The organism is Amycolatopsis sp. lyj-112, assembly GCF_046549055.1.
Classification (GTDB): domain Bacteria; phylum Actinomycetota; class Actinomycetes; order Mycobacteriales; family Pseudonocardiaceae; genus Amycolatopsis.
Map to the genome: position 1 here is coordinate 86,361 of NZ_JAJPWS010000007.1, position 15,388 is coordinate 101,748.

Annotated in this window: 16 protein-coding genes, 1 tRNA gene and 1 pseudogene; 9 read left to right on the forward strand and 9 right to left on the reverse strand. The window is 65.9% G+C overall.

The window, feature by feature from the left end; genetic code table 11:
- Positions 1 to 57: 57 nt before the first annotated feature.
- The gene (locus ACLJRL_RS23380) at positions 58 to 771 is read left to right on the forward strand and encodes a dTMP kinase (protein WP_410658395.1); all 714 of its coding nucleotides are present in this window, start codon (positions 58 to 60) and stop codon (positions 769 to 771) included.
- Positions 772 to 779: 8 nt separating this feature from the next.
- Here ACLJRL_RS23380 and ACLJRL_RS23385 read toward each other — a convergent pair.
- Positions 780 to 1,316, reverse strand: a pseudogene (locus ACLJRL_RS23385) (NUDIX hydrolase); the annotation flags it as partial.
- A 401-nt stretch (positions 1,317 to 1,717) separates the two neighbouring features.
- Here ACLJRL_RS23385 and ACLJRL_RS23390 point away from each other — a divergent pair.
- The 3 genes from ACLJRL_RS23390 (at position 1,718) to ACLJRL_RS23400 (ending at position 3,411) form a co-directional block, all read left to right on the forward strand.
- Entirely contained in the window at positions 1,718 to 2,296 is a 579-nt protein-coding gene (locus ACLJRL_RS23390) for an AAA family ATPase (RefSeq protein ID WP_410658396.1), read from the forward strand.
- 344 nt (positions 2,297 to 2,640) lie between these two features.
- Entirely contained in the window at positions 2,641 to 2,775 is a 135-nt protein-coding gene (locus tag ACLJRL_RS23395) for a hypothetical protein (RefSeq protein WP_410658397.1), read from the forward strand.
- Between the two features lie 57 nt (positions 2,776 to 2,832).
- Positions 2,833 to 3,411, forward strand: coding sequence for an NYN domain-containing protein (locus ACLJRL_RS23400; protein ID WP_410658692.1), 579 nt, complete (start codon positions 2,833 to 2,835; stop codon positions 3,409 to 3,411).
- 135 nt (positions 3,412 to 3,546) lie between these two features.
- On the opposite strand, the gene ACLJRL_RS23405 is transcribed toward ACLJRL_RS23400, so the two are convergent.
- On the reverse strand, positions 3,547 to 3,975 hold the full coding sequence (locus ACLJRL_RS23405) for a pentapeptide repeat-containing protein (protein WP_410658398.1): 429 nt from the start codon (positions 3,973 to 3,975) through the stop codon (positions 3,547 to 3,549).
- A 264-nt stretch (positions 3,976 to 4,239) separates the two neighbouring features.
- Positions 4,240 to 4,422 carry a hypothetical protein gene (locus ACLJRL_RS23410; RefSeq protein WP_276367664.1) on the reverse strand — a complete coding sequence of 61 codons (183 nt, stop codon included), beginning with the start codon at positions 4,420 to 4,422 and terminating at the stop codon, positions 4,240 to 4,242.
- A gap of 103 nt (positions 4,423 to 4,525) precedes the next feature.
- On the opposite strand from ACLJRL_RS23410, the gene ACLJRL_RS23415 reads away from it, so the two are divergent.
- Positions 4,526 to 7,270 (forward strand): hypothetical protein, encoded by a 2,745-nt coding sequence (locus ACLJRL_RS23415; protein ID WP_410658399.1) that lies wholly within the window; start codon positions 4,526 to 4,528, stop codon positions 7,268 to 7,270.
- A gap of 247 nt (positions 7,271 to 7,517) precedes the next feature.
- Here ACLJRL_RS23415 and ACLJRL_RS23420 read toward each other — a convergent pair whose 3' ends face one another.
- From ACLJRL_RS23420 to ACLJRL_RS23440, 5 genes are all read right to left on the reverse strand, one after another.
- Positions 7,518 to 7,910, reverse strand: coding sequence for a DUF6998 domain-containing protein (locus ACLJRL_RS23420; RefSeq protein ID WP_410658400.1), 393 nt, complete (start codon positions 7,908 to 7,910; stop codon positions 7,518 to 7,520).
- Between the two features lie 487 nt (positions 7,911 to 8,397).
- Positions 8,398 to 9,048 (reverse strand): hypothetical protein, encoded by a 651-nt coding sequence (locus ACLJRL_RS23425; RefSeq protein ID WP_410658401.1) that lies wholly within the window; start codon positions 9,046 to 9,048, stop codon positions 8,398 to 8,400.
- 3 nt (positions 9,049 to 9,051) lie between these two features.
- Positions 9,052 to 9,711, reverse strand: a complete 660-nt coding sequence (locus tag ACLJRL_RS23430) for a Panacea domain-containing protein (protein WP_410658402.1) — start codon at positions 9,709 to 9,711, stop codon at positions 9,052 to 9,054.
- Between the two features lie 427 nt (positions 9,712 to 10,138).
- Positions 10,139 to 10,531, reverse strand: a complete 393-nt coding sequence (locus ACLJRL_RS23435; RefSeq protein WP_410658403.1) for an NYN domain-containing protein — start codon at positions 10,529 to 10,531, stop codon at positions 10,139 to 10,141.
- A gap of 42 nt (positions 10,532 to 10,573) precedes the next feature.
- Entirely contained in the window at positions 10,574 to 11,653 is a 1,080-nt protein-coding gene (locus tag ACLJRL_RS23440) for a pentapeptide repeat-containing protein (protein WP_410658404.1), read from the reverse strand.
- Here ACLJRL_RS23440 and ACLJRL_RS23445 point away from each other — a divergent pair.
- Complete coding sequence (locus tag ACLJRL_RS23445) at positions 11,628 to 12,035, forward strand: hypothetical protein (protein WP_410658405.1); 408 nt, start codon at positions 11,628 to 11,630, stop codon at positions 12,033 to 12,035. The genes ACLJRL_RS23440 and ACLJRL_RS23445 overlap by 26 nt on opposite strands.
- Before the next feature lie 153 nt (positions 12,036 to 12,188).
- Here ACLJRL_RS23445 and ACLJRL_RS23450 read toward each other — a convergent pair.
- A tRNA-Lys gene (locus tag ACLJRL_RS23450) sits at positions 12,189 to 12,264 on the reverse strand.
- A 100-nt stretch (positions 12,265 to 12,364) separates the two neighbouring features.
- On the opposite strand from ACLJRL_RS23450, the gene ACLJRL_RS23455 reads away from it, so the two are divergent.
- The 3 genes from ACLJRL_RS23455 to ACLJRL_RS23465 all read left to right on the forward strand — a co-directional run bounded on the left by ACLJRL_RS23455 (position 12,365) and on the right by ACLJRL_RS23465 (position 15,387).
- On the forward strand, positions 12,365 to 12,904 hold the full coding sequence (locus ACLJRL_RS23455; RefSeq protein WP_410658406.1) for a DinB family protein: 540 nt from the start codon (positions 12,365 to 12,367) through the stop codon (positions 12,902 to 12,904).
- Positions 12,905 to 12,929: 25 nt separating this feature from the next.
- Positions 12,930 to 14,282, forward strand: a complete 1,353-nt coding sequence (gene pcaB, locus ACLJRL_RS23460) for a 3-carboxy-cis,cis-muconate cycloisomerase (RefSeq protein ID WP_410658407.1) — start codon at positions 12,930 to 12,932, stop codon at positions 14,280 to 14,282.
- Between the two features lie 103 nt (positions 14,283 to 14,385).
- A complete protein-coding gene (locus ACLJRL_RS23465; RefSeq protein ID WP_410658408.1) occupies positions 14,386 to 15,387 on the forward strand; it encodes an SCO0930 family lipoprotein in 1,002 nt (333 codons plus the stop codon).
- The last annotated feature ends 1 nt before the right edge of the window (position 15,388 follow it).

Genomic DNA, 15,388 nt, shown 5'->3' on the forward strand with positions numbered 1-15,388 from the left:
GCGCTCGCCTTGGCTTTCTCGCTCGCGTCCGTAACGCCTGATCCGAGGGGTCTCCTCATGCTCAGCAACCATCGCGGCCGGCTCATTTCGATCGAAGGCATCAATGGCGTCGGCAAGTCCTACCTCACTGACGCCCTCATCGCCGCAGCAACTGAGCGCGGACAACGCCCACCTCACGTGATCGAGGAGTTCTCCCGTCGCACCGGCTCGACGACCGACCTGGGCCGCCGTCTCCTGCACATCCTGATCGACGCCGCCGACGGCGAGTACTTCCTGCGGGGCGGGTTCCCGCGCTCAGAAACGCTGCTGCTGCTCGCGATCAAGATGCACGACTACGAGGCCGCACTGCCAGCCCTGCTCGCCGGGCACACCGTCATCGAAGGCCGCAGCATCCACACCACCGCGGTCTACCAATCCCTGCTCCTGGAGCCCGACGACAACACCGCGGCGGCTCGGGTCGGGAAGATCCTCCACGACGCCAGCCGCTGGCGACCGCTACCCGATTTGACGATAGTGATCACCGACGACGTCCAAGCCGCAATCGAGCGGGCCGAAGCCCGCGACGGCCGCCGATTCACTGACGAACAGTGCGGCCTGCTCCGTCGAGCCGCACCGCTGTTCGAACGGCTGGCCACCACAGCCCCGGACCGGGTTCGGGTACTCGATCGGCGCGAGCACGACACCGCGGCGCTGGTCGACACCATCACCAGCTGGATCGCCGATACCCCGGCTCATCTGTTCGAAGGCCCCGCCACCACATCTGTTCGGTGACGGCGTGGTTAGCCCATTCCGCTGGCCGCCAGGACGCGCAGCAGGCCGACCGCGTCGCCACTGGCCTGCGTGATCGACCCGATGATCGGGAACAACGCACGGGCCAGCATCCGGGTGTCCTCGAACATGTTCAGATCGTCGAGCTCCTCCAGCGCGAACCAGCCGAAAGGATGCACCGCGTCACTCACCGGAACCGGTGAGTCGGCGATAGCCAGGTACTGGTGGTCGACGTGCACGTGAGGCTCGTCCAGATGGTTATCGGCGGGAACCATGATCTCGTTGATCCACCACGGTGATGGCACCTGCGCATGCGGATAGCCCGACGGTAACGGCGGCGTCGGGCAAGCCAGCAAACGCACCACCAGACCCGACTCCTCAGCCGCCTCACGGACCGCGGCCTGCGCCTCGGTCTCATCGTCCTCGACGTGGCCACCGACGATCATTTTCCGGCCCAGCCGCGGCTGATCGACCAGTCCCAACAGCCACCCCTCAGGGAAGCGATGGAACACGAAGGTGGATGCCGTCGAATGCTTGATCAAGAGAACTCCGCGATCACTGGTCGGTACAGGATCCCGACGAGGATGCCAGAGCCCTCCCCGGAAATCGCAGCGGCTCGCTCATACCCGGGTCGAACCCATCAACCTGGGGAATCTGAGGATCGACGCCCAGCTGGCCCAGCGACCGGCATAACACGCGCCCGGCCTTCAGCTCCAGCGGCCATCGACGTAGAGACGCCCTGGCAGCCGCTGAACGCCGGGTTGATCGTGATCCATTCCCCCGCCCGCAAAGAGCAACTGCACCAGATCGTCAGCGCCGGTTCCTTTATGCCGAATCGTCGATTTCCTCGCCGGGCACCGCGCGCTGGTGGTCAATCGAGGGCACCAGCGACAACCTCACACCGCACAACGGAAACGTTGTGACCGTCCCGCTGCCTAGACTGCATCCGATGGCACCCACCGGATCAAGCTCCACCCGCCTGGCGATCGTGCGAGGCAACTCGGGATCAGGCAAGAGCTCTGTCACGCTGTCGGTCCGTTCGCAACTCGGACGGACATGCGCTGTGGCAGCCCAGGATGTGATCCGCCGAACCATCCTCAAAGAACGTGACATCCCGGGCGGGGTGAATATCGGTCTCCTCTCGACCGTGGCTCGTTACGCCCTCGACGCGGGCTTGCACGTGATCGTAGAAGGCATTCTGCACTCCGAACGCTACAGCGGCATGATCGCCGACCTTCTCGCGGATCACCGAGGCCGCACCGGCATCTACTACCTCGACGTCTCGTTCGAGGAGTCGCTACGCCGACACGCAACCCGGCCGCAGGCACACGAGTTCGGCCCCGAGCACATGCGCGAGTGGTACCGCGAGCGGGACCTGCTCGGGCTGGCCGGCGAACAGCTCATCCCGCCAGCCTCCGACCTGCAGACCACGGTCGCCCACATCCTCACCAACCTGTTCGACCACCCGCGAGAGCACACCGCAGCTCCAGACTGCCCCGCCGCGTCGGGCAGCGGCGCCGACGAGTGAACCTCTGGGCTTCGGCCTCGCTAGGAACAACCGGCACCCGGGATTCGCGTGACGGCGTGACAGCAGCGGTCCACAGCATCGTGCGCCTGCCCCTCAAGAAGGCAGACCCCGGCAATCGCAACCGGACCATGGCGCCGTTTCTCCGAGATCGAGACCAACCCGCCGCGCCGACCCCCGAGGATGTCGATGACTGGTTCCCCGAGTAGCGACTGCACGCCGTTGACGCGCTCCACTTCCAGTGCTGGCGCAGACCAGGACGATATGCGGCCGTGCGATGCAGGCACAGATGACTCAACATATCGTCTGACGTCAGGGTCCGACGACTACCAGGGGGTTCCTGATCCATGGCCGGCGAGAGCACAGTCAGACTCGCGGTACTGATCGACGCGGACAACGCGCGACCGTCGATCACCGAAGGGTTGCTGGCCGAGGTCGCCAAGTACGGCACCGCGCACGTCAAACGCGCCTACGGCGACTGAACCGGCACGAACCTCAAAGGATGGAAGGACCACCTGCTGGCCCAGCCGATCCAGCCCATCCAGCAGTTCGCCTACACCACCGGCAAGAACGCCACCGACGCCGCCATGGTCATCGACGCGATGGACCTGCTCTACTCCGGACGCTTCGACGGATTCTGCATCGTCTCCAGCGACAGCGACTTCACCAGACTCGCCGCACGACTACGCGAATCCGGCCTCACCGTCTATGGCTTCGGCGAACGCAAAACACCCCAGCCCTTCGTAGCGGCCTGCGACAAGTTCATCTACACCGAGAACCGCACCTACCACCACAGCCCCACCACACTCGTGGAAGCCTCACCCAAGTCGAAAGTCGCTATGACCGCGGCAGAGCTGAAGGCAGACACGGCGCTGGTAAATCAGCTGCGCAACGCGGTCGAGGCAGCCTCCGACGACGACGGCTGGGCCGCACTCGCAGCCGTAGGCAGCATCATCACCAAACAGCGCCCGGACTTCGACTCCCGCAACTACGGCTATGCCAAGCTCGGCGGCCTGATTACCGCGACCACCCTCTTCGAGCCTGACCGCCGCAGCCCGGGCGACGGCAAGCCCGCGGTCATCTACATCCGCGACAAACGACGCCGACCCGCCGAGTAGCCCACGCCGTCCGGCGAAGCCAGATTTCCGGGACTTGCCGACGGTGCCGGGCTTGGGTATCCATCAGGGGCGCCGACCACCCGTTCAGTCAGCACGTGAACCTCGAAACGTCTGAGGTCGTAGCCACCGGCCTAATCAGCAATACCCGGCCACGGACGTCTCCCGTATGTGGCAGGCACTCGAGGTCACGCGTGCCCTGCGCAACGGCCAAATTTGCTCGAGCTCGCGTTGGTGCCTGGTGACAGCTTGCGGAGGATGAAAGGGCTTGTCATCCACCGATGCCGTACTGAACGTGGCATCACCGGTGAAAGTCGCTCTGCGAGACCATGCATCGCCGGCGAAAACCGCTTCGCGGAACCAGGCATCCCCGTTGAAGGTCGTATTACCGAACCAGGCGTTGCGCTCGAAGTACGCCTTGGCGAACCAGGCTTCGCTGGCGAAAGTCGCTTTTCCGAACACGGCTTCACCGGTGAAGGTTGCTCCGTTGAATACGGCGGTTCGAATGCGCACACCGGTCATGGTGAAGTCGATGAGTTGCGCACCAGCGAGGTCAAGGTCGGCCATCCCCAGTAGGTGGTACTGCACTCAGAGGCGAGATGCTTGGTGAACAAGCATTGGGCGGCGAATCGGACTTCGCGCTCCTGTACCCTCACACGGTAGATCTCGCTTTGATCGGCGCGGAAGCCGTTCTTGAGATCTCCTCGATTGTGAGGTCTTACGGCATTCGCAGGTAGGCGCAGAAGGCGTTAAGGATCGTCTGGCGCTGAGACTCGTTGTCCTGGACCAGGCGCCCGAGGGGGCGTTGAGGCCACCGAGCCTGACCGGCGCCTAGCGATACGCCGCGACAGCGGCGAAGAAGACGGTCAGGACAGTGAGCACCACCCCACCGCCGAACAGTGCGGCGGCGGCCACAGGCTTGCCGGACGCGCGGGAGAGAACCCCCGCGACCAGCCCGATGTTGAGCGCCCCGGACAGAGCGAGCAGGAGAACCAGAACTGCAATCGTCGTCATGGTCGCAAAGCTGCCCGCCCACCTCCGCGCCCTGGGAGTGTTCAGTGGTCAGTGCAGGTCCCGGTGGATGCTCGCCGCACCCGCTCACCCATAGGGTGGGCAGGTGACCCAGCCCAACTACTACGAGTTGATGGCCCGGCTCGACCGTGCGCGTAAGGACCTCGGAGGCCTGGCCTCGACACGAAGCCTGGGCAGGAAACTGGGGTTCTCCCCCACCACCGTAACTAAGTGGCTCGCCGGCCAGGCGTTCCCGCAGCACGTTGATTCCCTGGTTGCCCTGGTCGCGGCGATCCGCGACGCCGCACAGCGGAACAGCCGCCTCACACCGGAGTTGGATGCCCTGACCACTAGGCGCCCGTGGGATATCGCCTACCTCGCCGAAACCAGGGCACGGGCCACCGACACCGCGGACGCTGTCGCCCGTGGGGCCGCGCGGCAGACATTGGCCGCGACCCGGCCCGGCCTCCCGGTCGACCAGTGCGATCCGCTCCGGCTCGGGGTAAAACCGGCGATCGATGGCGGCGCGGACGGCCCCACCGGTCTTCCGCGCTACGTTCGCCGCGCGCACGACGTCCCGCTAGGTAAAGCCGTCGCCGACGGCCAGGTGATAACCCTGATCGGCGGGTCGTCCACCGGCAAGTCCCGATCGGCCTGGGAAGCGATCCAGACTTTGGACCCGAGCTGGCGGGTGTGGCGGCCCGGGGACTGGGGCGAGCTGGACCGGATCGAACCACACACCGTCGTCTGGCTAGACGAACCCCAAACCCAGCTGACGGAAGAGAACTCCCGGTACCTGGGCGCCGTGGTTTCGGACACGGCGCGGGCGCCGGTGACACTGATCGCGCAGATGTGGCACGAGGTCTGGCGCACTCTCGACGACGGCGAGCACCCCGAGGCCGCACGGCTCCTACTCGCCGGGCAAGTCATCCCCATCCCGGCCGAGTTCAACCCGTTGGACCCAGCCGAGTGGGCGGCCGCCGCGGCCGCGGATCCCCGGCTGGCTCGCGCGGCGTACGAGGCCGGCATGGAGGTCACCCAGTACCTCGCCGGCGTGCCCGCCCTGATCGACGTGTACCAGCACGGCCAGCCGATGACCCGAGCGTTGATTACGGCGGCCGTCGACGCCCGCCGACTGGGGCTGCCCGCTCCTCTACCGTTGGATTTCCTCGCAGAAGCCGCCACCGGCTACCCCACCGATGCTGAATGGCAGCAGGTCCACGACCAGGACTGGTTACCAGCTGCGCTCGCTGAGGCCAGCAAACCGGTCCGAGGTCTTCCCGGCCCGCTGCGCCCGGATATCCCGCGCACCCGCACCCGCAGCGTGTCCACCGATGTCCGGCTCGCCCTCTACTTGGAGGAGTACGGCAGTATCCAGCGCCGCACGGAGATCCCGAAAGCGGCCTTCTGGGACGCGGCGCACCGTTTTGGCACCCCGGAGCAGCAGGCGACACTGGCTACCCGCGCGGACGGCTTCGGTCTCTACCGCATCGGCGCGAGCCTGCGGAAAGCAGCGCTGTCAGCCGGTCATCCCGCGGGCCCGGCGGCCCTGCTGGAACACGTGCCGGACGCCGGTGACGACGTGATCGCATGGATCGTGGAACACACACCGGTCATCGACCTGCGTCAACTCGAGGACCTGGACCGCGAGCTGGCCCGGCGTGACGAACCGCAGGCACGCGCGGCCCTGCACCGGCGAGCCGCGCAAGCGGCTAGCCTGGCTGACCCGGAGATCGTCCGCCTGGTCCGGTGGCTCGCCACCTCCGACGATAATGCTGCGACTGCGGACTTCCTCGCCCGCCGCCCCGCCCTCGCTATGCCGACGAACGTCAACCTTTTGGGTCCCCTCGCCCAGGTAGATCATGCCGAGGCCGAGATCTTCGCTAAACGCATGCTCACCGAGAACTCGCGGCACCTCGCCTGGTTCGTGCACCCGATGGTCGCCGCCGGTTTCCGACACACGATCCGCGCACATCTCCTCGCACTGCCTGCGGGCGAGGAGCCTGATGAGATCGTCCGGGTGCTGGAGGTCCTGCACGACAACAACTTCCCGGACGAAGTCCGCTACCTCCTCGAGCGGACCGATCCGGCCGACCTGTCCTTCGACCACCTCAGGGATGCCGCGCGGGTTCTGCAGATGCTGGCCGACCTTGCCATGACCGACCAGCTCACCGCCGTCATCGCCATGGTCAACCAGGACAGCCGACTGCGCAGGTGGAGCCCCAACCGGGAGGCAATGCTGGCCAACCTTCCCCTGGATGTGAGCAGCCGGCTGCGACTCGATCCCGAGCCGCAGCCACCGGCCCCACGCCCACCCCGGTCATCGATCAACCTCAGCCCGTACACCAGAGCCGAGGACGTGGCCGAGGCCTTCGCGACGGAAATGGGCAACCTGACGCTCGCGGCCGCCGATAAGGCAGCACAGTCGGCGGATATGGCCAACCTCGAACGCCTGCTTGCCCTTCTGTGGCATCTACGCGCCGGCGGTCAACATGACGCCCGCGACACCTTGGTGGAACGGATCGAACCAAACCTGCTACCGAGCCGGACCGAGAAATTATGCGCACTGGCCCGCGAGCTGGGACCAAGCGCTGCGGCGAAAGCAGTAATGACCAAGGTCGTCGCCGAGTGCGATCCCTGGTACTCCAAGTCGATCCGGCGCGTCGTGCTATCCGCGCTGGAGGCGATCGGCGCAACCGACCTTATTGCCCGACTGGCATGGCGGATCGCCGACGCAGGGAACTTCGCCGCCTGCACCACCCTGCTCCCGCACGTAGTACGCCAATACCCGTACGGTCGCGATCCGAACCGAGAGCCTTCGTTCCGCTGGTCCTGGAGCGACCTGGCCTAGCTCGATGTGAGCGATGAACTGCGGCTGACTCCCAGACGACTGCTCATGCTGGGTTGTGATTAACCAGGTGTGCCGACCGCAGCCACCTTGACCTGTGGTTTCTGTGGTCAGCAGGCTGCGCAGTTCAAGGTCGAAGTCCCACGGCACGTAGACCGGCAACTGATCGTTCGCGATGTCTAGCCTCCACACGCGGGAACGGCGCCGAGACGTCGAGGGGCGCCGCGGAGCGCAGAGCGTCTCTGACGGGCTATCGCGCCTCGGCGGCGCGGAATCGCGCCGTGACGTCATGGCCGAGCTGGATGCCGGCGGTGATCGTGATCAGGCGCCCGTTGATGTGGGCGGAGTACCGCCCAGCGGCTTCAAGGTCGGCGACCGGCACCTCACAGGCCTGCCGCACCGCGTACGTGGCGCTGTCGAAGGTGATCAGCACGGCGATGTCGAAGTCGAAGGAGCGGAAGGCCGAGAAGGAGGCACTCGCCCGGGTATCCGGGGCTACGGCTCTGGCCTTCACCTGGACTCGACGGTCGTCGGCGGCGAGTAGATCGTAGGACTTGACCGAGTTCGCGGCCAGCTTCCCATCGTAGACCTGGGCGGCGAGGTACTCGGCGTAGTCACCCAGCGGGGCGTTGCGAGTCCGCACTACGCCCCGGTCTTGCAGCTCCTGCAGAATCGAGGCGTACCTGGTTAACAGGTCCGCATTGGATACACCGCTGAGATCGTCACTAGCCGCCATTCGTCCATCCTGCCGCCGTTTACAGCCGAAGCTTCTGCTGTGGAACTGGTGTCACGCGAGAATTCCAGGTGACCAGCAGTCCATGCACCCCCACGCCATCGCGCGGCCTTAGGCCCTCGCGTCGGCCACGTGCGAACCGCCTCCTCACGACAAAACACCACCGCAATGCCATCAGAACCGCGACCACGATCGCGGTTGACCACATCGCGGCTCGGGTCAGCTCGGGTTACCGCCTCACTGAGGAAGACGGCGATCTTTCCGGCGGAGGGGAATCGGCGGCTCCTGGCCGCGCATCGTCAGTCATTGCCCGGCTTCAGCACTCATGCCGAGCGGCCCATCGCGGCCGACGGGCAAACCATGCCGCAGTCCGGATCAGTGAAAAGTTCACGCAGGCTCAGCCCGGCTTCATCTGCCGCACCGAGTACTGGGTGCGAGCTGCGCGAATCAATCTTACGAAAGTTGATGGTGTCATCACGCGGGTATGACTACCGAGGCGACCTTCTTTGCTCGCCTTCAGAAAGCCTTTGTCGCTCGTAACGCAATAGACCTCTGCTAGCGGGTCGTCCCCCGCCAGCCATCGACAGGCACCGAAGACCATCCCGTCTTCGTGATCTAACGGCGGATTTCCATCCGGGAAGCTATCACCCAGCGTGCCACCGTTGGATTGCGCAATAAGGTTACCGATAAATTCGTCAATGAGCGCCTGGGCTTCAGGCTCCGCCCAACCTAGCCCGCTATATCCAGCCTCGTCGGCCACAATGGGATGGGTCGCCTTACCCCGGACAATCTTGTCAATATGGGCGTTCGTCCACACTTCGATTGTTTCGGGGCCAGCAAAGCGGCCCGACATACAGACAGCGATCGCTCGGAGCGCGTCATTCGCGCGATCCACAGGATGAGGGACAGGATCCTTAGCTACGCGTGCGACAGCTGCGTTGAAGCTAGTCCATGAAAATGGTGCACCGAGAGAGTCGGCAACATCGAGGTAGACGTTGCAATCGAATACGACGACGTGCCGTCGCGGCTCCTGTTCCCCAGTTGCCATCTACTACGAGTCCACATATGAGCGTTTGAGCTCGTGCGCGATGCCCGCTTCGTCGTAAAGATCGCCAGGATCAAGATTAGCGCTCCCCCAACGATCATCCCCATAGTCGTCGTCTGGAAGCGACGCGAGGAGAGCGTCAACATCCACAGGGCTACCGCCTTCATGCGAAGACGCGAAGAGGTGGATGCCGCCAGCAGCGAGGTCGGCAGCAGTGCGGCCTCCAAGCTTGCGACTAGCTCGGTAATACTGGGCTATAGCCTGTGTATTTATCGGCGTCCGGCATTCAGCATCCTCGGGCAGGTCGCCTCGGGCTTCTTGCCATGGCTGCTCAACGTGCGTCAGAGCGCTCAGCTCTTCCCCGGACATGGAGCCATAGCTGCGGATGACAAGGTCGACAAGGTCGGAGGTCATGTCGTCCAGCTCTATGCCGTCAACGACCTGGTCAGCAGCGCGCCGGGTAGTTTGATCTTTTCGCGAGTGCCAAACTTGGGGGACGACAGGGCCATCCTTCCAAGCTTTGATCTGTTCAGGAAACAGCGGCTGGTCCGTGATTGCCAGATGCCATGCCTGGGCGTAGTACAGCAGCTTCTGCAGACGCATGGAGTCAACCCAGGAGCCTGAGCGAGCAATGATCACCGAGGCGACTTCGTCGGCCGACAGCATCCCACTCACCTCAATCCGTCAAAGCTACCCTCAGTGACGACTAGTCACTCAGCGTGTCGCACCTGCCGCACATCTCAATACACGACTTCAACACCCGAGTGTATGTCCATCGGACATCTGACACTTCTCCTAGGGCGTGATTTGCATCACTAAGTGTAGTTTGGTCATCCACCTTCGATTACCGGCTACCGCCGCTCGATCCGCGCAGAACCCCAGACGCGACGTCCGCAAGTCATCGAACACAAGTTCGATTATACGCGATAGCCCGCAGCTTCGGGCCAGCTTCACTCGGTCAGCCTACTGCAATCTGACTCGCACTTGCGCGTGATCGCTGCCTTGCTGAGGTCTTGCGTGACGGGGCCTCTTACTTCGCCTGAGCAGGATTTTGAGGACAGCAAAGGATCGAATCTTGCGTAAGTGCAGGTGATCATCCGATGCCAGCTGCCTTCCTCCGGACATCTCTGTATTGCGAGCACACCGACACCAGCCTGCCGCTGGCGGCGCTCTCGGCGCCGACGCCGATGACGTGCTTGCCGTGCTCGCGCAGCTTCGCCACCGGCGGGATGAAGTCGCTGTCGCCGAACACAGGACGAACGCGCGTCGACACCGGGGTGGATGAGCAGAGTTTCCATAGCGTCGACGGCGTTGTCGACGACGAGCAGCGGTTGGAGTGGGGACTGTGGGGCGTTGTAGTCGGGATAGTGCTCGTTGCGGCGGCCGAGATCGCACTGGCTGTCCTGCTGAAGGGATGAGGGACATACCCCCCGTGGCCCCGATGTATTGACGCGTTCGCAACTGTTGCGAGTTCCACGCGCCCCACGTCGCTGCCGTCTCCCAACTGATCGTTTTCCGAGCAGGTCGATCAGCCAGGTTGGCCTGAATCGGTACTGTTGCTGGAGACGGATGATGGGTGGAAAGGTCGGCTGTCCCCACCTCTCGTTGCCTCGTCAAATAGGGCCTCGCCAGCGAAGGTCGCCCCTATGAACCAAGCCTCGCCGGTGAAGCGCGCACTGCCGAATCTCGCTTCACCTGTGAAAGTAACGTCGCCGAACCAGGCGTCATCGAGGAAGGTCACATGCTCGAACCAGGCCTCGCTGGCAAAGGTCGCCTGGTGGAACGCGGTGTCGTCGGTGAAGGTCGCCCCTAAGAAGATGGCGTCGCCGATGAAGGCCGCCTTACCGAATCTGGCGTAGCCAGCAAAAGTGGAACTGCTGAACACGACGTAGTCGCTGAAGGTCGTACGTTCGAACCAGGTGTCGCCTGCGAAGGTGGCTTCGTAGAAGTTGCCGGTTCTCATCCGAACGTCGTTGAAGTTGAAGTTGATGAGCTGGGCGCCAGTGAGGTCGAGGTCGAGATCGCCCCAGTAGACAGGGCCGCGGTTGGGCTTGAGATGCTCGCTGAGCAGGCGTTGAGCAGTGAGCCGGACTTCGCGTTCCTGCGCTCGCGCACGATAGATCTCGAATTGCTCGGCGCTGGCACCCTCTTCGTGGTCCTGTTCGTCAGGGAGGTCATAAGGCATACGGAGGTAGGCACAGAAGACGTTGACGATGGTCTGGCGCTGGGTCTCGTTGCCCTGGGCGAGGCGTTCGAGGGCGTAGAGGCCGCCGAGCCGGACCGGGGCCTTGTCGGAGCCGAGCTGTTCGACGGCCTTCGTGTACAGCTCGGTGATCCGCCGCTCGACCGCGTCCGCGCGGGCGTCGTCGGCGACGCGTTCCTGATGTGCCTGGGTGGCCGCGGCGACGTCCTGCTGGTGGGCGAGGGCGCGTTCGCGGTTGTCGAGGTCGGCTTCGGTGGAGTGCTGGCGGCGCCAGGCGAGGTAGAGGGCGACCACGCCGCCGCTACCGACTCCGATGCTTAGCCCGATCTTCAGCGCGTCCAGCCGTGCCTTCACCAGATCCGCGCCGGTGAGCCCGGCGGTGGCCGGCCACCACAGCACGATCACCGCGGCCGCGGTCAGGACCGCGATCAGGATTGCGGTCCACCACATCGCGGCCCGGGTCAGCTCGGTCAGCCGCTTCGACAACACCGACGCCGAGCTCGGTCCTGACGAGGTGCTCGGTCCTGACGAGGTGCTCGCGGCCCTCGGCCGTGCGTGGTCGGTCATGCCCCTCATCGTCGCGGAAAAAACGAAGGCATTGCAGACCAACGCGCTAGAGAAGGCCGGGGCCGTGGAGGCGGATCGCGGTCAGCCCGTCGGCACCTGTGGCGCCCCAGATCAGCCTGAGCACGCGGAAGGCGTCCGCGCGGTGCTGTTGTCGGGCTGGGATGTCGCGGGAATTGACAGCGGTGTTGCAGCGCCCAGCACGCCGGACCCGCTCACGTGAAGGGGAGAGCATCAGCCTTCCGTGGGGCCACTGGACACGAACTTCGGCACAGCAGAGCGAACGGAGACGAAACGGAGCCCAATCGTGGTCGACGTCAAGGCAAACACGAGCCAGAAAAGACAACGTCCCCGCAGGTCAGCGGGGATGTTGAGGTGGTGGGCCGCCTGGGGCTCGAACCCAGAACCTACGGATTAAAAGTCCGCAGCTCTACCAATTGAGCTAACGGCCCGTGCGGCCAAGTCTAGTAGACCGCCGCCGACCCCCAGGATGGCGGGGCCGCCGCCCGCGCGCCACGGATTTTGTCGGGGGTCTCTGCCAATGTCGGGGCCATGGACACGATCCCCGAGGAGAACTACTCCCCCAAGTGGTCCGGCGACCGGCCGGAGCCACCCCGCGTGGCGAGCGAGCGCGAGATCTTGACGTCCACGCTCGACTGGCATCGCCGCACCTTCGAGCTGAAGTGCCAGGGCCTGACGCCGGAGCAGCTGGCCGAGCGGTCGATCGGGCCTTCGACGATGTCGCTGCACGGGCTGCTCAGGCATCTCACGGGTGTGGAGCGCTGGTGGTTCCGCATCCAGTTCGCGGGCGAGGACGTCCCGATGCTCTATTACTCCGACGAGCGGCCCGAGCAGGACTTCGAGGACACCGACGGCGACGTCGGGGCGGCTTGGGCGGCTTGGCATGAGGAGTGCGAGCGGTCCCGGGCGATCGTCGCGACGGCGTCGCTCGACGCCACGGGCAGGACGTACGGCAGCGGTGAGCCGTTCTCGCTGCGCTGGCTGTTGACCCACCACATCGCTGAGTACGCCCGCCATGACGGCCACGCAGACCTGCTGAGGGAGCGCATCGACGGCAAGACCGGCCACTGACGAAGGGGAGTGCGATGCTGGGCCGATGAACGCCGATCCCGACTCCGGCCTCCTCTCCCCCGTGCGCGCCGGCACGCCCGCCGAGGCGGAGACGGGTGATCTCGCCTGGCTGCGGGCCCTGCTCGACACCGAGGCCGCGCTCGCCAGGGCGCAGGCCCGCACGGGGCTGATCCCGCGAGCGGCGGCCGACGCGATCACCGAGGCGGCGGCATCGGCCGACATCGACGTGGTCGCGCTGGCACGGGCGGCGCGCGAGACGGCGAATCCGGTCGTCGGGCTGGTCAAGCAGCTCACCGAGGCTGCCGCGTCCGAGTACGTCCACCGCGGCTCGACCAGCCAGGACATCCTCGACACCGCGATGATGCTGGTCGCCGCGCGGACGCTCGACATCCTCACGGCCGACCTCGAGAGCACGGCGAGCGCTCTCGAGGGCCTCGCCCGCGCGCACCGCGACACGACCATGCCCGGCCGCACCCTCACCGCGCACGCCGTCCCGACCACGTTCGGGCTCAAGGCGGCGGGCTGGCGGCAGCTCGTCCTCGACGCCCTTGAGCGACTGAACCGCGTCGTCCTTCCCGTCTCTCTCGGCGGCGCGGCCGGCACGCAAGCCGCGTACGGCGAGTACGCGCGCCTCGCGAAGCTGCCCGCTGGCTATCCGCGGCGGCTGCTGTCGGCGTTCGCCGAGGAGACCGGCCTCGCCGAGACCACACTTCCGTGGCACACCCTCCGCACCCCGACGGCCGATCTCGCGGCCGCTCTGGCCTTCACCGCCGCCGCGCTCGGCAAGATCGCGGGCGACGTCCAGTTCCTCACGCGTACCGAGGTCGGCGAGGTCACCGAACCCACTGGCGAGGGTCGCGGCGGCTCCTCGGCGATGCCGCACAAGCGCAACCCGGTGCTCGCGACGCTGATCCGCTCGGCGGCGCTCCAGGTACCGGTGCTGGCCACCGGCGTCACGCAGGCCCTCGTCTCCGAGGACGAGCGGTCCGCGGGCGCGTGGCACGCCGAGTGGCAGTTGCTGCGTGAGTGCCTCCGCCTGACCGGCGGCGCCGCGCACACCGCCGCCGAACTCGCCCGCGGCCTAGTCGTCAACGACGGCCGGATGCACGAGAACCTCGGCCTCACGCACGGCCAGATCGTCTCGGAGCGGATTTCGACCGTCCTGGCCCCGCTGCTGGGCAAGGCGCGGGCGAAGGAGGTCCTCGGCCGGGCGTCCGCGCTCGCGCTGGAGCAGGGGCGGGCACTGGGTGAGGTTCTTTCCGACCTGCCGGAGATAACCGGAGTCCTCACCGCGGATTCCCTGGCCGACCTGCTGGATCCCGCTCACTACACAGGCTCGGCCGGTGCGCTGACGGACGCCTCGCTGGAAGCCCGCTGAGAAAATCCGGGATTTCCTTGAACCGCTCCCTCAGGGGGCCCGTGTTGGGGGTACAAGCTCACCGCGACAAACCGCGGAACCCCTACGGACAAGGAGAAATCCCATGCTTCGCAAGCGTTTCGTCGTCGCAACGGCGTCTGCGGCAGCGGGCCTGGCGCTGCTGTCGGCCTGCTCCGGGGGCACCGAAGCCGCCGCACCCGCCGTCGCGCCGGCCGCAGCAGTCGCCGGGGCAGGCGGAAACGCCCCCGCGGCCAAGGGTGAGACCAAGGTGGCCGTGGCCGAAGCCGGGGATCTCGGCCAGGTGCTCGTCGACAAGGACGGGTTCACCTTGTACCGCTTCGACAAGGACACCCCGAAGCCGGCGAAGTCCAATTGCGACGGTGACTGCGCCAAGACCTGGCCGCCGGTGCTCGCCGACGGCGACGTCCAGCTCGAAGGTGTGGACCAGGCGCTGGTCGGCGAGCTGACCCGCGCCGACGGCCGCAAGCAGGTCACCGTCGGCGGCTGGGCGCTCTACCGCTACGCCAAGGACGCGAAGGCGGGCGAGACGAAGGGCCAGGGCGTCGGCAGCACCTGGTACGCCGCGAACGCCAAGGGTGCCAAGGCGGGCCAGGCGGCCAAGGCCGAAGAGGCGCCCGCCGGTGAGAAGGCCGAGGGCGCGACGAAGCTGGTCGCCAGCAACGTCGACGGCATCGGACCGGCCATTGTGGACAAGGAGGGCTTCACCCTCTACATGTTCACCAAGGACAAGAAGAACAAGCAGCCGACCTGCAACGGTGACTGCGCCAAGACCTGGCCGCCGGTGCTCGCCGAGGGCGACGTCCAGCTCGAAGGCATCGACTCGAAGCTGCTCGGCACCGTGAAGCGTGCGGACGGCACCACCCAGGTCACCGTCGGTGGCTGGGCCGTCTACCGCTACATCAAGGACGCCAACGCCGGTGAAGCCAACGGCCACGGCGTCGGCGGCACCTGGTTCGTCATCGAGCCCGCCGGCTGCAAGAGCACCGCGCCGGTGAAGGACAAGGCCGCCCAGAGCGGGAACGCCGCCCCCAAGAAGGAGGAAGGCGCCCCCGCCGAGGCCGGCGGTACCGAATACGGTTACTGAT